The organism is Caulobacter sp. SLTY (assembly GCF_009905535.1).
Lineage (GTDB): Bacteria > Pseudomonadota > Alphaproteobacteria > Caulobacterales > Caulobacteraceae > Caulobacter.
This window is the reverse complement of record NZ_JAAALA010000036.1, coordinates 1-12,899: the sequence shown is the minus strand read 5'-3', so window position 1 is coordinate 12,899 and position 12,899 is coordinate 1. Positions and strand designations below refer to the sequence as shown.

At 67.4% G+C, this 12,899-nt stretch carries 10 protein-coding genes; 6 read left to right on the top strand and 4 right to left on the bottom strand.

Annotated elements, in window-relative coordinates:
- Positions 1-19: 19 nt before the first annotated feature.
- Complete coding sequence (gene pepN, locus GVN21_RS17445) at positions 20-2,596, bottom strand: aminopeptidase N (RefSeq protein ID WP_166576018.1); 2,577 nt, start codon at positions 2,594-2,596, stop codon at positions 20-22.
- Between the two features lie 65 nt (positions 2,597-2,661).
- The gene (locus GVN21_RS17440) at positions 2,662-3,231 is read right to left on the bottom strand and encodes a hypothetical protein (RefSeq protein WP_166576017.1); all 570 of its coding nucleotides are present in this window, start codon (positions 3,229-3,231) and stop codon (positions 2,662-2,664) included.
- Between the two features lie 127 nt (positions 3,232-3,358).
- Here GVN21_RS17440 and GVN21_RS17435 point away from each other — a divergent pair, with 127 nt between their 5' ends.
- From GVN21_RS17435 to GVN21_RS17425, 3 genes are all read left to right on the top strand, one after another.
- On the top strand, positions 3,359-4,474 hold the full coding sequence (locus tag GVN21_RS17435; RefSeq protein ID WP_166576016.1) for an acyl-CoA dehydrogenase family protein: 1,116 nt from the start codon (positions 3,359-3,361) through the stop codon (positions 4,472-4,474).
- Positions 4,475-4,492: 18 nt separating this feature from the next.
- Positions 4,493-5,704: an acyl-CoA dehydrogenase family protein gene (locus tag GVN21_RS17430; protein WP_166576015.1), complete on the top strand. Its 1,212-nt coding sequence runs from the start codon at positions 4,493-4,495 to the stop codon at positions 5,702-5,704.
- Positions 5,705-5,770: 66 nt separating this feature from the next.
- The gene (locus GVN21_RS17425) at positions 5,771-6,997 is read left to right on the top strand and encodes a hypothetical protein (protein ID WP_166576014.1); all 1,227 of its coding nucleotides are present in this window, start codon (positions 5,771-5,773) and stop codon (positions 6,995-6,997) included.
- On the opposite strand, the gene GVN21_RS17420 is transcribed toward GVN21_RS17425, so the two are convergent.
- Both GVN21_RS17420 and GVN21_RS17415 read right to left on the bottom strand, forming a co-directional pair.
- Positions 6,994-7,392, bottom strand: coding sequence for a CBS domain-containing protein (locus tag GVN21_RS17420; RefSeq protein ID WP_166576013.1), 399 nt, complete (start codon positions 7,390-7,392; stop codon positions 6,994-6,996). The two genes, GVN21_RS17425 and GVN21_RS17420, sit on opposite strands and share 4 nt — an antisense overlap.
- 112 nt (positions 7,393-7,504) lie before the next feature.
- A complete protein-coding gene (locus GVN21_RS17415; RefSeq protein ID WP_166576012.1) occupies positions 7,505-9,301 on the bottom strand; it encodes a glycoside hydrolase family 15 protein in 1,797 nt (598 codons plus the stop codon).
- 311 nt (positions 9,302-9,612) lie between these two features.
- Between GVN21_RS17415 and GVN21_RS17410 the strand changes: the two genes are divergently transcribed.
- From GVN21_RS17410 to GVN21_RS17405, 3 genes are all read left to right on the top strand, one after another.
- Positions 9,613-11,235, top strand: a complete 1,623-nt coding sequence (locus GVN21_RS17410; RefSeq protein WP_240902997.1) for a TonB-dependent receptor plug domain-containing protein — start codon at positions 9,613-9,615, stop codon at positions 11,233-11,235.
- Positions 11,232-12,044, top strand: a complete 813-nt coding sequence (locus GVN21_RS21035; protein WP_346764285.1) for a TonB-dependent receptor — start codon at positions 11,232-11,234, stop codon at positions 12,042-12,044. The genes GVN21_RS17410 and GVN21_RS21035 overlap by 4 nt, the downstream gene beginning before the upstream one ends.
- 110 nt (positions 12,045-12,154) lie before the next feature.
- The coding region (locus GVN21_RS17405) for a helix-turn-helix transcriptional regulator (RefSeq protein ID WP_166576011.1) at positions 12,155-12,899 on the top strand (745 nt) is incomplete at its 3' end.

The window sequence follows — 12,899 nt, the reverse complement described above, 5'->3', positions numbered from 1 at the left end:
GATTCGTGGCCGACGAGACTCAGGCAAGCGCCTTGGTCGCCAATTCGAAGACATTCTTCGAAAGCCCGTCGACGGCCGCAATGCGTTGAAGTTGTTCACGCATCTTCGCGCCCAGATCCTCGCGGTAGCGGCGCCAGCCGCCCAGAGCCTCGACAAAGCGGGCGGCAGTCATGGGGTTCACCTTGTCGGTGGCGATGATCCAATCAGCCAGGAAGCGATAGCCGGCCCCGTCCTCGGCATGGAACCGGGCGGGGTTGAAGCTGGCGAAGGTCCCGACCAAGGCGCGCAGGCGGTTGGGGTTCGGGGCGTCGAAGTCGGCGTGGCGGGTCAGGGCGACAATACGATCCAGGGCGCCCTCGCCACCGTCGCGGGCCTGGGCGGCGAACCATTTGTCGATCACCAGGGGCTCGCTCTTCCAGCGGGCGTGGAAGGCGGCCAGGGCGGTTTCCGCCGCATCACCCCCCAACGCCACCAGGGCGGTCAGGCCGCCCATTGCGTCGGTCATGTTGTCGGCTGCGCCATAGTGGGCCCGGGCGCGTTCCAGCACCGCCTCGGCCGGGCCGGCGGTCAGCAGGTCGAGGGCGGCGTTGCGCAGGGCCCGGCGGCCGGCGGCCTCAGCGTCTGCGGAGAAGGCGCCATGGTCGGCCAGGGCCTCGTGCAGGCGCGCCAGCCGTTCGGCCAGCTCGCCGGCCATCACCTCGCGCAGCGCCCTGCGGGCGCCGTGGATGGCGGCGGGGTCCGCGGGCCGCATCTCCATCGCCAGGTCCTGCTCGCTGGGCAGGGCCAGCAGCAGGGCCTTGAAGGCGGCGTTGGCGGCCTGGTCGTCGAGCGCCCGGCCGACGGCCTGGGCGTAGCGCAGCTCGCCCGCCGCGTCGGCCTGGCCCTCGGCGCGGGCCAGCATCAGCCGGGTGGCCAGCCGTTGGCCGGACTCCCATCGGTTGAACAGGTCAGGGTCGGATGCCAGCAGCACATAGTCGTGCTCTCCCGGGGCGTCGGTCTCCAGCTTCACCGGGGCGGAGAAGCCGCGCAGGGCCGACAGCACCGGCGGCTTGGAAACGCCCTCCAGGGTGATGGTGGTCTCTGGACCGTCCAGCACCAGCATCTGGGTCGGCGCCTGTTCGCGGCCATCCTCGTCCAGCAGGCCCACGGCGACGGGCAGGGGAAGGGCGACTTTGTCAGGCTGTCCGGGGGTAGGTGCGGTCTGCTGGCGCAGGGTCAGTTCCAGCTTGCCGCTGGCCGCGTCGTAGCGGCGGCTGATGGTGACCTTGGGCGTGCCCGCCTGTTCGTACCAGCCGAAGAAGGCCGACAGGTCGCGGCCCGTGGCGTCGGTGAAGCAGCGGACGAAGGCCTCGACCGTGGTCGCCTCGCCGTCGTGACGGTCGAAGTAGAGGTCCATCCCTGCCTTGAAGCCCTGGTCACCGAGCAGGGCCTTGAGCATGCGGATGACCTCGCTGCCCTTCTCGTAGATGGTGGCGGTGTAGAAGTTGTCGATCTTCAGATAGCTGTTGGGCCGCACCGGATGGGCCAGGGGGCCGGCGTCCTCGGGAAATTGCCTGGCCCGCAGCGCCTTGACGTCCTTGATCCGCTGGACCGCGGCGCCGCGCATGTCGGCGCTGAACTCCTGGTCCCGGAAGACGGTCAGGCCCTCCTTCAGACACAGCTGGAACCAGTCGCGGCAGGTGATCCGGTCGCCGGTCCAGTTATGGAAATACTCGTGGGCCACGACACTCTCGATGCGCTCATAGTCCATGTCGGTGGCGGTGGCGGAGTCGGCCAGCAGGAGCGAGCTGTTGAAGATGTTGAGGCCCTTGTTCTCCATGGCCCCGAAATTGAAGTCGCGCACCGCGACGATCATGAACAGGTCGAGATCGTATTCCCGGCCGAAGACCTCCTCGTCCCACTTCATCGCCCGCTTCAGGCTGTCGAGGGCGTATTCAGCCCGCGACGCCATGCCGGGGTCGACGAACACCTTCAGCGCCACCTCGCGGCCGGTCATGGTGGTGAAGCTGTCCTCGAGGACGTCCAGCTCGCCGGCCACCATGGCGAACAGATAGCAGGGCTTGGGGAAGGGATCCTCCCATTCGGCGTAGTGGCGCTCGCCAGCCTCGCCGCTGCCGGTCAGGTTGCCGTTGGCCAGCAGGTGGTGGAAGCCGGCGTCAGCCTCCATCCGGACGGTGTAGCGGCTGAGCACGTCCGGCCGATCCAGGAACCAGGTGATCCGCCGGAAGCCCTCCGCCTCGCATTGGGTGCAGTACCGCCCACCGGACATGTAGAGGCCCATCAGCGCGGTGTTCCCGGCCGGATCGATCTCGACCTCGGTTTCCAGGGTGAAGGCCTCGGGCAGGCCGGTAAGGGTCAGGGTCTCTGGCGCTTCGTCATAGGCGAACGGCTTGCCATCGACGGTGACCGAAAGCGTCTTCAGCCCCTCGCCATCGAGCACCAGCCGGTCGCTGTCCCCGTTGCGCCGCACGGTCAGGGTCGCCTTCACCCGCGTGGCCGAGGGCTGCAAATCGAAGTCCAGGTGGACCGTGTCGATGAGGTGCGACGGCGGCCGATAGTCGGCGAGGCGGACAGGCTGGGGCGTTTCGGTGCGCATGCCCTAGGATTTAGCGAGCCCAGGACGGCAGCGCCACGGAAAGCGGTCGAAATCGCGCGCTCGTGCTAGGCGACCGCCGACCCGGCCTCATCGTCCGCCGCCACCACGGCGGGGGCCTCGTTCACGTAGCGCTCGATCGCCGAGGCCTGTTTGGCCAGCTCCAGCAGCACGGGCGGGGCGTCTTCAGGCGACTCGGCGACCAGCTCGATCAGTTCGCGGACGATGGACTGGAACCTGGGCACGCTGGCGATCAGCCGGGCCTGTCGCTCGATCTTGTGGGGATCGCGGTCGTACTCGGCGCCGGGGGTGCGCCACCCGCCCCAGTCATTGGGGTCGGTGACCACCACCGGATAGGTGCCGGGGAAGGGGTGGTGGCGGCAGTCGTCCGGCTGTTGCCACTTGTTGGTGGCCCGCAGCAGGCGCCAGCGTTCGCCGCTATTGTTCAGGTCAGCGACCTGGTCTTCGGGCTTGAGCTCATGGGCGAAGAACTCGCGGCCGAGGCCGACGTCGTAGGTCACCCGGACAGGCTCGTCGAAGCCCTTGGCCCAGATGGCGACGATCTTCTCGACATTGGCCCAGGCGCCGACCGCCTCAACCCATACGCGCTGGTTCTTCTGGAAGACCGTTTTGGCCATGGACCCGTAAGCTCGTTCTGAAACAGGGTCCGCCATAAAAACCTGAAATCCTTGACGCCAAGTCAATCTTCCATCGCGGGCAAAGGGGTCTATCTTGACCGTCAAGAGCGCCCCGGGGAGATGCAGCGTGAATTTCGACTATTCCGACGACCAGAAATTTCTGAAGGACGAGGCTCGCAAGTTCCTCGAAGCCCGTTCGCCGACCAGCGCGGTGCGGGTGGTGCTGAACGACGCCGATATCTCTTACGACAAGGCGCTGTGGAAAGCCGTGGCCGAGCAGGGCTGGCTGGGCGCCGCGATCCCGGAAGAGCATGGCGGGCTTGGCCTGGGCCATGTGGAACTCTGCGCCATCGCCGAGGAGCTGGGCCGTTCGCTGGCCCCGATCCCCTTCGCCTCGACGGTCTATTTCGTGGCCGAGGCCATCATGCTGGCCGGCAATGACGAGCAGAAGAGCTACCTGCTGCCCAAGATCGCGGCCGGCGAGATCATCGGCTGCTACGCCACCTCCGAAGGTCCCGGCGCCGTCGATGGCGGCTCGCTGAACTGCACCGTCTCGGGCGGCAAGCTGAACGGGGTGAAGATCCCGGTGACCGACGGCGACATCGCCGATGTCGCCCTGGTCTTGGCGTCAGAGGGCGGCCGTCCGGGCCTGTTCCTGGTCGATCTGAACGACGCCAGCGTCACCCGTGAGACCCTGAAATCGCTGGATCCGACCCGGTCGGTGGCCAAGCTGACGTTCAAGGACGCGCCGGTGAAGGCCGTCGGCGCCGCCGGCGAGGGCTGGACGATCACCGAGCAGGTGTTCGACCGGGCCGCCGTTCTGCTGGCCTTCGAACAGGTCGGCGGGGCCGGCAAGTGCCTGGAGATGGCCAAGGAATACGCCCTGGAGCGCTACGCCTTCGGCCGGGTGATCGGCAGCTACCAGGCGATCAAGCACAAGCTGGCCGACATGTACGTGAAGAACGAGGTCGCCCGCTCCAACGCCTACTACGGGGCCTGGGCGCTGAACACCAACGCCGCCGAGCTGCCGGCCGCCGCCGCCGCGGCCCGCATCGCCGGCAGCGAGGCCTATTGGTTCGCCAGCAAGGAAAACATCCAGACCCACGGCGGCATGGGCTTCACCTGGGAGGTGGACTGCCACCTCTACTACCGCCGCTCGCGCCAACTGGCGCTGGTGGCCGGTGGGCCGAAGGTCTGGAAAGAACGGCTGGTCAGCCAGCTCGAGCGTCGGAACGCCGCGTAAGCGCGAGAGGAAAAGATCATGGATTTCAACGACTCGCCCGAAGAAGCCGCCTACCGCGAAAAGGCCCGCAAGTGGCTGGAAGAGAACGCGGCTGAGCACAAGTCGACCAGCGCCAACGGCCGCCGGCCCAATAGCCCCGAGCATATGGCCCTGGCCAAGCAATGGCAGGCCAAGAAGGCCGAGAACGGCTACGCCTGCATCACCTGGCCCAAGGAGTGGGGCGGGGGCGGCGGCACGCCGATCCAGTCGGTCATCTTCGGCCAGGAAGAGGGCAAGGTCGGCGTCAACTACGGCTATTTCACCATCGGCCTCGGCATGTGCGTGCCGACCGTGATGGCCTTCGCCGATGCCGAGACCAAGACCCGCTTCGTCGGTCCGGCCATGCGCGGCGAGGAGATCTGGTGCCAGCTGTTCAGTGAACCGGCCGGCGGCTCCGACGTCGCCGCCTCCCGCACCCGCGCGGTCAAGGACGGCGATGAGTGGGTGATCAACGGCCAGAAGGTGTGGACCACCGGCGCCCAGTACAGTGACTACGGCATCCTCCTGGTCCGCACCGACCCCGACGTGCCCAAGCACAAGGGCATGACCATGTTCTGGATCGACATGCACGATCCAGCCGTGGAAGTGCGTCCGATCCACCAGGCGAGCGGCGGCAGCGAGTTCAACGAGGTCTACTTCACCGACTTGCGGGTGAAGGACAGCCAGCGTCTTGGCAATGTCGGCGATGGCTGGAAGGTGGCCCTGGTCACCCTGATGAACGAGCGTCTGGCGGTCGGCGGGTCCTCAGGCCCCGACTACAAGACCATCATGGAGCTGGCCCGCCAGACGGACGGCATCAAGGACGGCGCCTTCCGCGACAAGCTGGCCGACTGGTACGTGGCGGCCGAGGGGCTGAAGCTGACCCGCTTCCGGACCATGACTGCCCTCTCCAAGGGCCAGACCCCCGGTCCGGAAAGCTCGATCGGCAAGATCATCGCCGCCAACCAGATGCAGGAGATGAGCAACTACGGCGTCGAGATGGAGGATCAGTACGGCGTCCTCGTCGACCCGGCGGAAGCCCCGCTCCAGGCCGCGTTCCAGCAGTCGCTGCTTTGGGCGCCGGGCCTGCGCATCGCCGGCGGCACGGACGAGATCCTCAAGAACATCATCGCCGAGCGGGTCCTGGGCCTGCCTGGCGATGTCCGCGTCGACAAGGACGTGGCGTTCAAGGACGTGCCGACAGGGCGGTAGACGCCAGGACGCGTGTCTGCTTAACCTCAGGTTATGCAGACACGTCGTTCGCTTTTGGCGACAGGGTTGGCTGCGCCGGTTCTGTCCGCCTGGCGACAGCCGGCGCCGAGCCCGGATGGCCTGATCAACAAGGAGGGGCGCTATGTCCCCCTCTTGATGGACCTGCGGCGTAAGGTCGAGGCCGGCGGCGATAGCGCGGCCGGCGCCAGGCAGATGCTGGCGCATTATCTGGCGACCATCGGTGACGAACCCGGAGCCCTGGCTGCCTGGGAGCAGCCGTACCCGCCCCGACCGCGCGGCGAGGGACCACCTGACCTGACGGACGCAGTCGCCGAGGATGCCGTGGAGGCAATCGCGGCGGCGTCGAAGGGCCGCCGGGTCGTCATGCTCAATGAAGCTCATCATCTCAGTTGCAACCGGGCGTTCGCGGAGCGGGTGGCTTTGCGGCTGCGGGAGGACGGCTTTTCGGTCCTTGCAGCCGAGACCTTCGAGCATGACCGGCCGTACGATGACGGGGTCATCGGCATGGACGACGGCTTCTACCTGCGCGACCCGGTCTATGCCTCGATGGCGAGGGTGGCATCGCGGGCTGGCTACCGGCTGACAGAGTATGAGGTGCGGGACGACCAGGAGGCGCCCGAGAGCGCCAGTGGTCCGGAACAGGTCGCCACCCGCGAGGAGGCCCAGGCCAACAACCTGATCGCCGGGGCGCTGGCCGATCCGAAAGCGCGGGTACTGGTCTATTGCGGTTTTGCCCACTTGGCCAAAAAGCCGACGCGGCGTGGTGACCTTTGGTTCGCGGCCCGGCTGAAGGCCAAGACCGGCATCGACCCGCTGACCATCGAACAGTCGGCCGGCGCGCCGGCCAGCGAGCCGGCGAGGGACGATCCGACGGTGGCCGGGGTGATGGCGCGGTTCAGACCCAATGCCCCGGTGGTTGTGTGGCGGGCGGACGGATCGGCAGTGCATACGGTTTCCGGCGACAGCTTTGCGGCTGATCTGTCGGTCTTTCATCCTCGCCTGGCCGATCGCAACGGGCGGCCCGGTTGGCTGGCGTTCGGGCGGCGGCGGGAGGTGCGGGTCGATCTTGCTGCAGCGCCGCCCGGCGCAGTGCGGCTGTTACAGGCCGTACCGGCCGCCGAACTGGCCAAAGCCGCGGCGGTCGTGCCGGCGGACCAGTATCTGCTCACCGCCGACGCCGAGGGAGGCTTCCTTTGGCTGACCCCCGGCCGCTATGTGCTTAGGGTCGAGACGCCGGAGGGGTTCACGCCGCTACAGGAGCTTACAGTCTAAGCGGCCGCCTCCACCCCATCCACCTGACCCCAGCCCCCGCGCGCGGGCGCGTTGGCGGCGACCACGCCGGCGAAGCGGTGGTCGCGGGTAAGCACGATAAGGCTTTCGCGGTCGGCGTCGGCGAGGCGGAGGGTGACGTCGACCACGTCCTCGTCCTCGTAGCACCAGTCGATGTAGTGGCTCATGACCGCGAACACCGGGCTGTCGGGCTTGAGGCCGCGGGCCAAGCCGAAGTCGACGAGGTCGCTTTGACTGACCGCGCCGATCAGTCGGCCCCCATGGGCGACGGGCAGCTGGTCCAGTTTGGCGTTGGCTAGGGCGTTGGCGGCCTGACGTAGGGTGGTTTCGTGGGTCAGGGGTTCGGACACGGGGGTCATCAGGTCGGCGACGCGCATGCGTGGTCACACTCCGGCTTGGGCCCCGCGAAGGGTAGAACCCCCCGCGCCAACCCTTGTTCCACAACGGGTTCGCCCAAGAGCTAGAGCGAAGTCCTATTGGGGAAAGGCCTCATGTCCGCTCGAGCGGATGGCCGTTCTTGCCGATGGCGCGGGTCAGGTTGAAGGCGCTGTTGATCAGGCCGATGTGGCTGAAGGCCTGCGGGAAGTTGCCGACCTGGCGGCCATCGACGGGGTCGTACTCTTCGGCCAGCAGGCCGAGGTCGTTGCGGATCGACAGCAGCCGCTCGAACAGAGCCTTGGCGTCGTCCAGCCGGCCGATCATCACATAGGCGTCGACGAGCCAGAACGTGCAGACCAGAAATGCGCCCTCAGTGGTGTTGAGGCCGTCGTCGATCTCTCCGGTGTCATAGCGATGGACGAAGCCGCCGTGCAGCAGGTCGCGCTCGATGGCATCCACGGTGCCGATATAGCGGGGATCGTCAGCGGCGACGAAGCCCAGTTCCGCCAGCAGCAGGAGCGAAGCGTCCACCGACTTGGAGCCATAGGAGCGCACGAAGCTGTTCCGCTCGGCGTCATAGCCGTTGGCCATGACATCCTCACGGATGGTTTCCCGAACCGCGCGATACCGCTCCGCATCGCCGGGCAGGCCGTAATGCTCCACCGCCTGCACCGCGCGGTCGAGGGTGACCCAGGCCATCACCTTGCTGAAGGTGTAGTGCTTGCGGTCTGAGCGGTCCTCCCAGATGCCGTCGTCGGGGTTCTGCCACACGCGGGCGACGTGGTCGGTCAGGGCCCGCTCGACGGTCCATGCGGCCTCGTTGCCGGTCAGCCCGCCGCGCCGCGCCTGGTGCAGGCTGTCGGCGAGCTCGCCATAGACGTCCAGCTGGAACTGGGTCGAGGCGGCGTTGCCGATCCGCACCGGCTTGCTGTTCTCATAGCCGGGAAGCCAGTCGGCCTCCCACTCGTTCAGGCGGCGCTCGCCGGCCACGCCGTACATGATCTGCATGTCGGCCGGGCTGCCGGCCACGGCGCGCAGCAGCCAGTCGCGCCAGGCCTGGGCCTCGTCGTAGTAGCCGGCGTTCATCAGGGCCAGCAGGGTCAGGGTGGCGTCGCGGATCCAGCAATAACGATAGTCCCAGTTTCGCGGTCCGCCGATCTTCTCCGGCAGGGAGGTGGTGGCGGCCGCGACCACGCCGCCGGTCGGGGCGTGGGTCAGGGCCTTCAGGGTGATCAGCGAGCGCTTGACCGCTTCCGCCCAAGGGCCATCGACCGCTGCCTGGTTCATCCAGTGGCGCCAGAACTGTTCGGTGTCAGCCAGGGCCTTGCGCGGGCTGGTGGCGGCCGGCATCGGCTCGTGACTGGGCGCCCAGGTCAGGGTGAAGGGGGTGGTCTCGCCGGCGCTGACGGTGAAGTCCGACTGCAGCAGCCAGCCATCGCCGGTCATTCCGACCGGTGTGCGCAGGATGACCATGTCCGGTCCGGCGATGGCCCGGTGGGCGCCGCCGTCGGTGCGGGCCAGCCAGGGGGTGACCGCGCCGTAGCCGAAGCGCAGGGCCAGATCGAGCTTGAAGGCGACTTGGCCTTCCAGCCCCTGGATCATGCGGATCAGCTCGGGGTGCCCGTTCCGCCGGGCCATGAAGTCGATGATGGTCGCCTTGCCCTTGTCGGTCTCGAAGGTGGTTTCGAGAATCAGCGTGTCAGGGCGATAGCGGCGGGAGACGCGATAGTTCTCATCCGCCGGCCAGATCCGCCAGCAACCGTTGTTGCGAGTGCCGAGGAGGGCCGCCAGGCAGGCGTCGGAATCGAAGCGCGGCCAGCAAAGCCAGTCGATGGAACCGTTCAGGCCGACCAGGGCGCAGGATTCTCGATCTCCTATGAGGGCATAGTCCTCGATGCGCTGGGTCATGAACGTCCGGATCTGTGGTGGGGTTGAGGGTTCAACGAGTCGGGGAGCCGACGGTTGCGTGGGTTATCGAAGCGGAAGAGATCATAGCCGGGCGAGGGCAAACTGGCTGGGCCGGCGCCAGGATACCTCGCCGCCTCGGTGACGCTCGCGGGCGCGCTCGCTTTCTCCACTCCTCCGTATACCCGAGGAAAACGATGGGGAGGGGCAGCGGTTTCCGCCACGCGACCTATCAGTTTCGACAGCTTGTCGCGCCCGGCCGGCATCCTCAGCCTGCGCCCCAACACAGAACAAGTATTTGGGGAGTTAAGATCATGGCCAGCAGTCCGGCGCGTCGCGCCCTTTTGGCGCTGAGTGCGTCCGTTATCGCGTTGACCGGCGCCGGGGCGGCGTTTGCTCAGGAAGTGGCCCCGGAGGTCGCGGAGGTCGATACCGTGGTGGTCACCGCCAACCGGCGGGAAGAGGCCGTCAATGACGTGCCGATGTCGATCCAGGCGTTCCGGGGCGAGACGCTGGAAGAGCTGCGGGTCACCGACGTGAAGGACCTGTCGGCGGTGGTGCCGAGCTTCACTGTGTCGCGGAGCTACCAGGGGGTGCCGACCTATACGCTGCGCGGGATCGGCTTCAACACCATCAACATGTCGGCGACCTCGACGGTCGGGACCTATGTCGACGAGGTGGCCTATCCCTATCCGATCATGAACGCCGGGCCGGTGTTCGACCTGGAGCGCGTGGAGGTGCTGAAAGGGCCGCAGGGCACCCTGTTCGGCCGCAACACCACGGCCGGCCTGATCAACTTCGTCACCGCCAAGCCGAGCGACGAGCTGGCGGCGGGGGTCAACGTCGAGGTCGGCAACTACGAGACCTTCAACGTCGACGGCTACATCTCCGGGCCCTGGGGCGACAAGCTCTCGGCGCGGGTGGCCTTCCGGGTCGAGAGCAGCGGCGAGGGATGGCAGGAGAGCGTCAGCCGGCCGGGTGACAAGCTGGGCGAGGTGGAGCGCTACGCGGTGCGCGGCTCGCTGGCGTTCAGGCCGAACGACTCGGTCGAGGTCGACTTCTCCTACAACCACTGGACCAGCAAGTCGGACTCCCTGGCCGCCCAGGCCATCGGCTTCACCCCGGCCACGGCGGCCAGCCCGTTCAACGCACCGGGGATCGTGGCCTTCGTGGGGGCCAACCCGTTCCGCGACGCCCGCGACGCCGACTGGGCGCCGGACGCGCGGCGGACCACCGATGTCGGCACGGGCCTGGGCATCGACAAGCCGCTGGAAGAGGACAGCAGTTTCGACGCCTACAAGCTGCGGGCGGCGTTCGATCTGCCCTGGAACCTGCAGCTGATCTCGCTGACCAGCTACAACGACATGAAGCGGAAGGCGGCCTACGACTGGTCTGGCGCGCCGTATGAAATCCTCATCCAGGACGCCGATGGCCGCATCCAGAGCTTCGCCCAGGAAGTCCGGCTGGAAGGCTCCAACGACTTGGTCAACTGGCTGGTCGGCGGATACTACGCCAGCGACACCATCTTCGACTCCAACCGCACCATCCTGCAGGATAACGCCAACGTCGGGACCATCCGGTTCTTCACGGCCAGCCTGCTGAGCTCACCGTTCAACACGGGCGGCTACACCGCGCTGGAGGCCAGCCAGGCGTTCCGCACCTTCGTCGACGTGGGCGACATCGACACCACCACGGCCAGCGTCTTCGCCAACGCCGACTGGACCTTGAGCGACAGCTTCAAGATCACCACCGGGGTGCGCTGGACGCGGGATACCCAGGACTACGAGGGCTGTTCGCGCGACTTCAACGGCAACATGCTGCCCAACGTGAACGTCACCAATCGGGCGCTGTTCTTCCCCGTCTACGGCCTGCTGGCGCCGATCAGTCAGGCCAGTGCAACACCTTCAACCCCAACACGGCGTCGTTCGGGCTGGTGACCTCCAGCCTGGATGAGCGCAACGTCGCCTGGCGGGTGGCGCTGAACTGGAGCCCGACCGAAGACATCCTGGTGTTCGGCTCGGTGTCGAAGGGCGCCAAGGCCGGGGCCACCCCGATCAACGCCGCCAACATCTCGACCCAGAACGCCCCGGCCAAGCAGGAAATGCTGCTGGCCTACGAAGTGGGGATCAAGGCCGGGCTGTTCGACCGGCGGGTGCAGGCCAATGTCTCGGGCTTCTACTACGACTATGAGGACAAGCAGCTCAGCGTCTATTTCGCCGACCCGATCTATACGGCCCTGGCGCGGCTCAACAATGTGCCGGAATCGCGAGCCTATGGGGTGGACGGCGACGTCACCTGGCGGATCACCCCGGAGCTGACGGCCAACGCCAGCGCGGTGTGGCTGCAGACCGAAGTAATCGGGTATGTCGGGATCAACTCGGCGGGCCTGGCGCAGGACTTCGACGGGGCCGAGTTCCTCTACAGCCCCGAGTGGCAGACCAGCTTTACCCTGTCCTACAACGGCAATGTCGGGCCGATGGGGTTGAAGGCGGCGGTGAACTACCGCTGGCAATCGGAGAGCGCCGCGGACTTGGAGGGCAACCCGCTGTTTGTCATCCCCGAGTATGGGCTGCTGACCGGCACAGTGGGGCTGTGGACGCCGGACGAGCGGTGGGGGATCACCGCCTGGGGCCGCAACCTGACGGACGAGTACTACTGGTCGGCGGTGAGCAGCAACGCCAACACCGTGGTGCGCTTCGCGGGCATGCCGCGGACGTTCGGGGTGACCTTGTCGATGCGGTACTAGGCGTCGGGACTTTGGCGATGCGGGGCATGCTGGTCCCGCTTGCCAGGGGTCGCGCAGCGGGACTAGTTGGCGGGGATGATCGGTTCTCCCCGCCGACGACGAGTCCCTGGATGAGCGCGCCCGCCGCCGAGGCTCTGCAGACCGTGGCCGCGCTGGCGAAAGCCGTGGCGGCCGAGGGGGAGGCGATCGGGCTGCCTTACGTCGCGGCAAGCGCCGATATCGGCAGCCCCGATCCCATGCGGGGGCCGGACGGGCAGCCGCTGGCTGAGACCATCTTCCGCTGGCTGGACCCCGACCTGCGCTACTGGGAAGATCGCGGGTTCGCCCTGCGGTCGGCCTTCATCCATGCGGCGCGTGCCAGCGCGGAGCCCTTCTATTTCCGCAATGGGCGGCTGGAGACCTGGCGGCCGAGCCCGGTGCTGGAAGCGATCAATGCCGGCGGGCGGATCGACAATTTCGGGGTGCGGACGGCGCTGATCGCGCCGGCCTATCAGCCTTATGGGGTGATCGGGGCGGTGGTCTGGGCCTCGCCGGAGGCGGTGGATGTGCGGACGGTTTTCGAGGCGCGGGCGCCGGAACTGCACATGCTCGCCCTGAAGCTGGTCAGCGTCTACGCCGAGGCGCGGCTGGGCACGGCGCCGGAGCCGGTGCGGCTGACCCGGCGCGAGATCCAATGTCTGAAATGGGCGGCGGCAGGAAAGACCGACGGGGACATCGCGGAGATCGTGGCGATCTCGGCGCCCACCGTGCGGTTTCACATGACGAACGCGGCGCGGAAGCTGGGCGTGCCGGGGCGGGCGCAGGCGATCCACCGGGCGGCGGCGCTGGGGTATATCGGCGGGGATGGGCCAGAGG

What these genes read in the sequence shown, in the direction of transcription:
- GVN21_RS17440 (WP_166576017.1), bottom strand. Translation starts at nt 3,231, where the DNA reads ATGGCCAAAACGGTCTTCCAGAAGAACCAGCGCGTATGGGTTGAGGCG.
- GVN21_RS17410 (WP_240902997.1), top strand. Translation starts at nt 9,613, where the DNA reads ATGGCCAGCAGTCCGGCGCGTCGCGCCCTTTTGGCGCTGAGTGCGTCC.
- GVN21_RS17420 (WP_166576013.1), bottom strand. Translation starts at nt 7,392, where the DNA reads ATGCGCGTCGCCGACCTGATGACCCCCGTGTCCGAACCCCTGACCCAC.
- GVN21_RS17430 (WP_166576015.1), top strand. Translation starts at nt 4,493, where the DNA reads ATGGATTTCAACGACTCGCCCGAAGAAGCCGCCTACCGCGAAAAGGCC.
- pepN (WP_166576018.1), bottom strand. Translation starts at nt 2,596, where the DNA reads ATGCGCACCGAAACGCCCCAGCCTGTCCGCCTCGCCGACTATCGGCCG.
- GVN21_RS17415 (WP_166576012.1), bottom strand. Translation starts at nt 9,301, where the DNA reads ATGACCCAGCGCATCGAGGACTATGCCCTCATAGGAGATCGAGAATCC.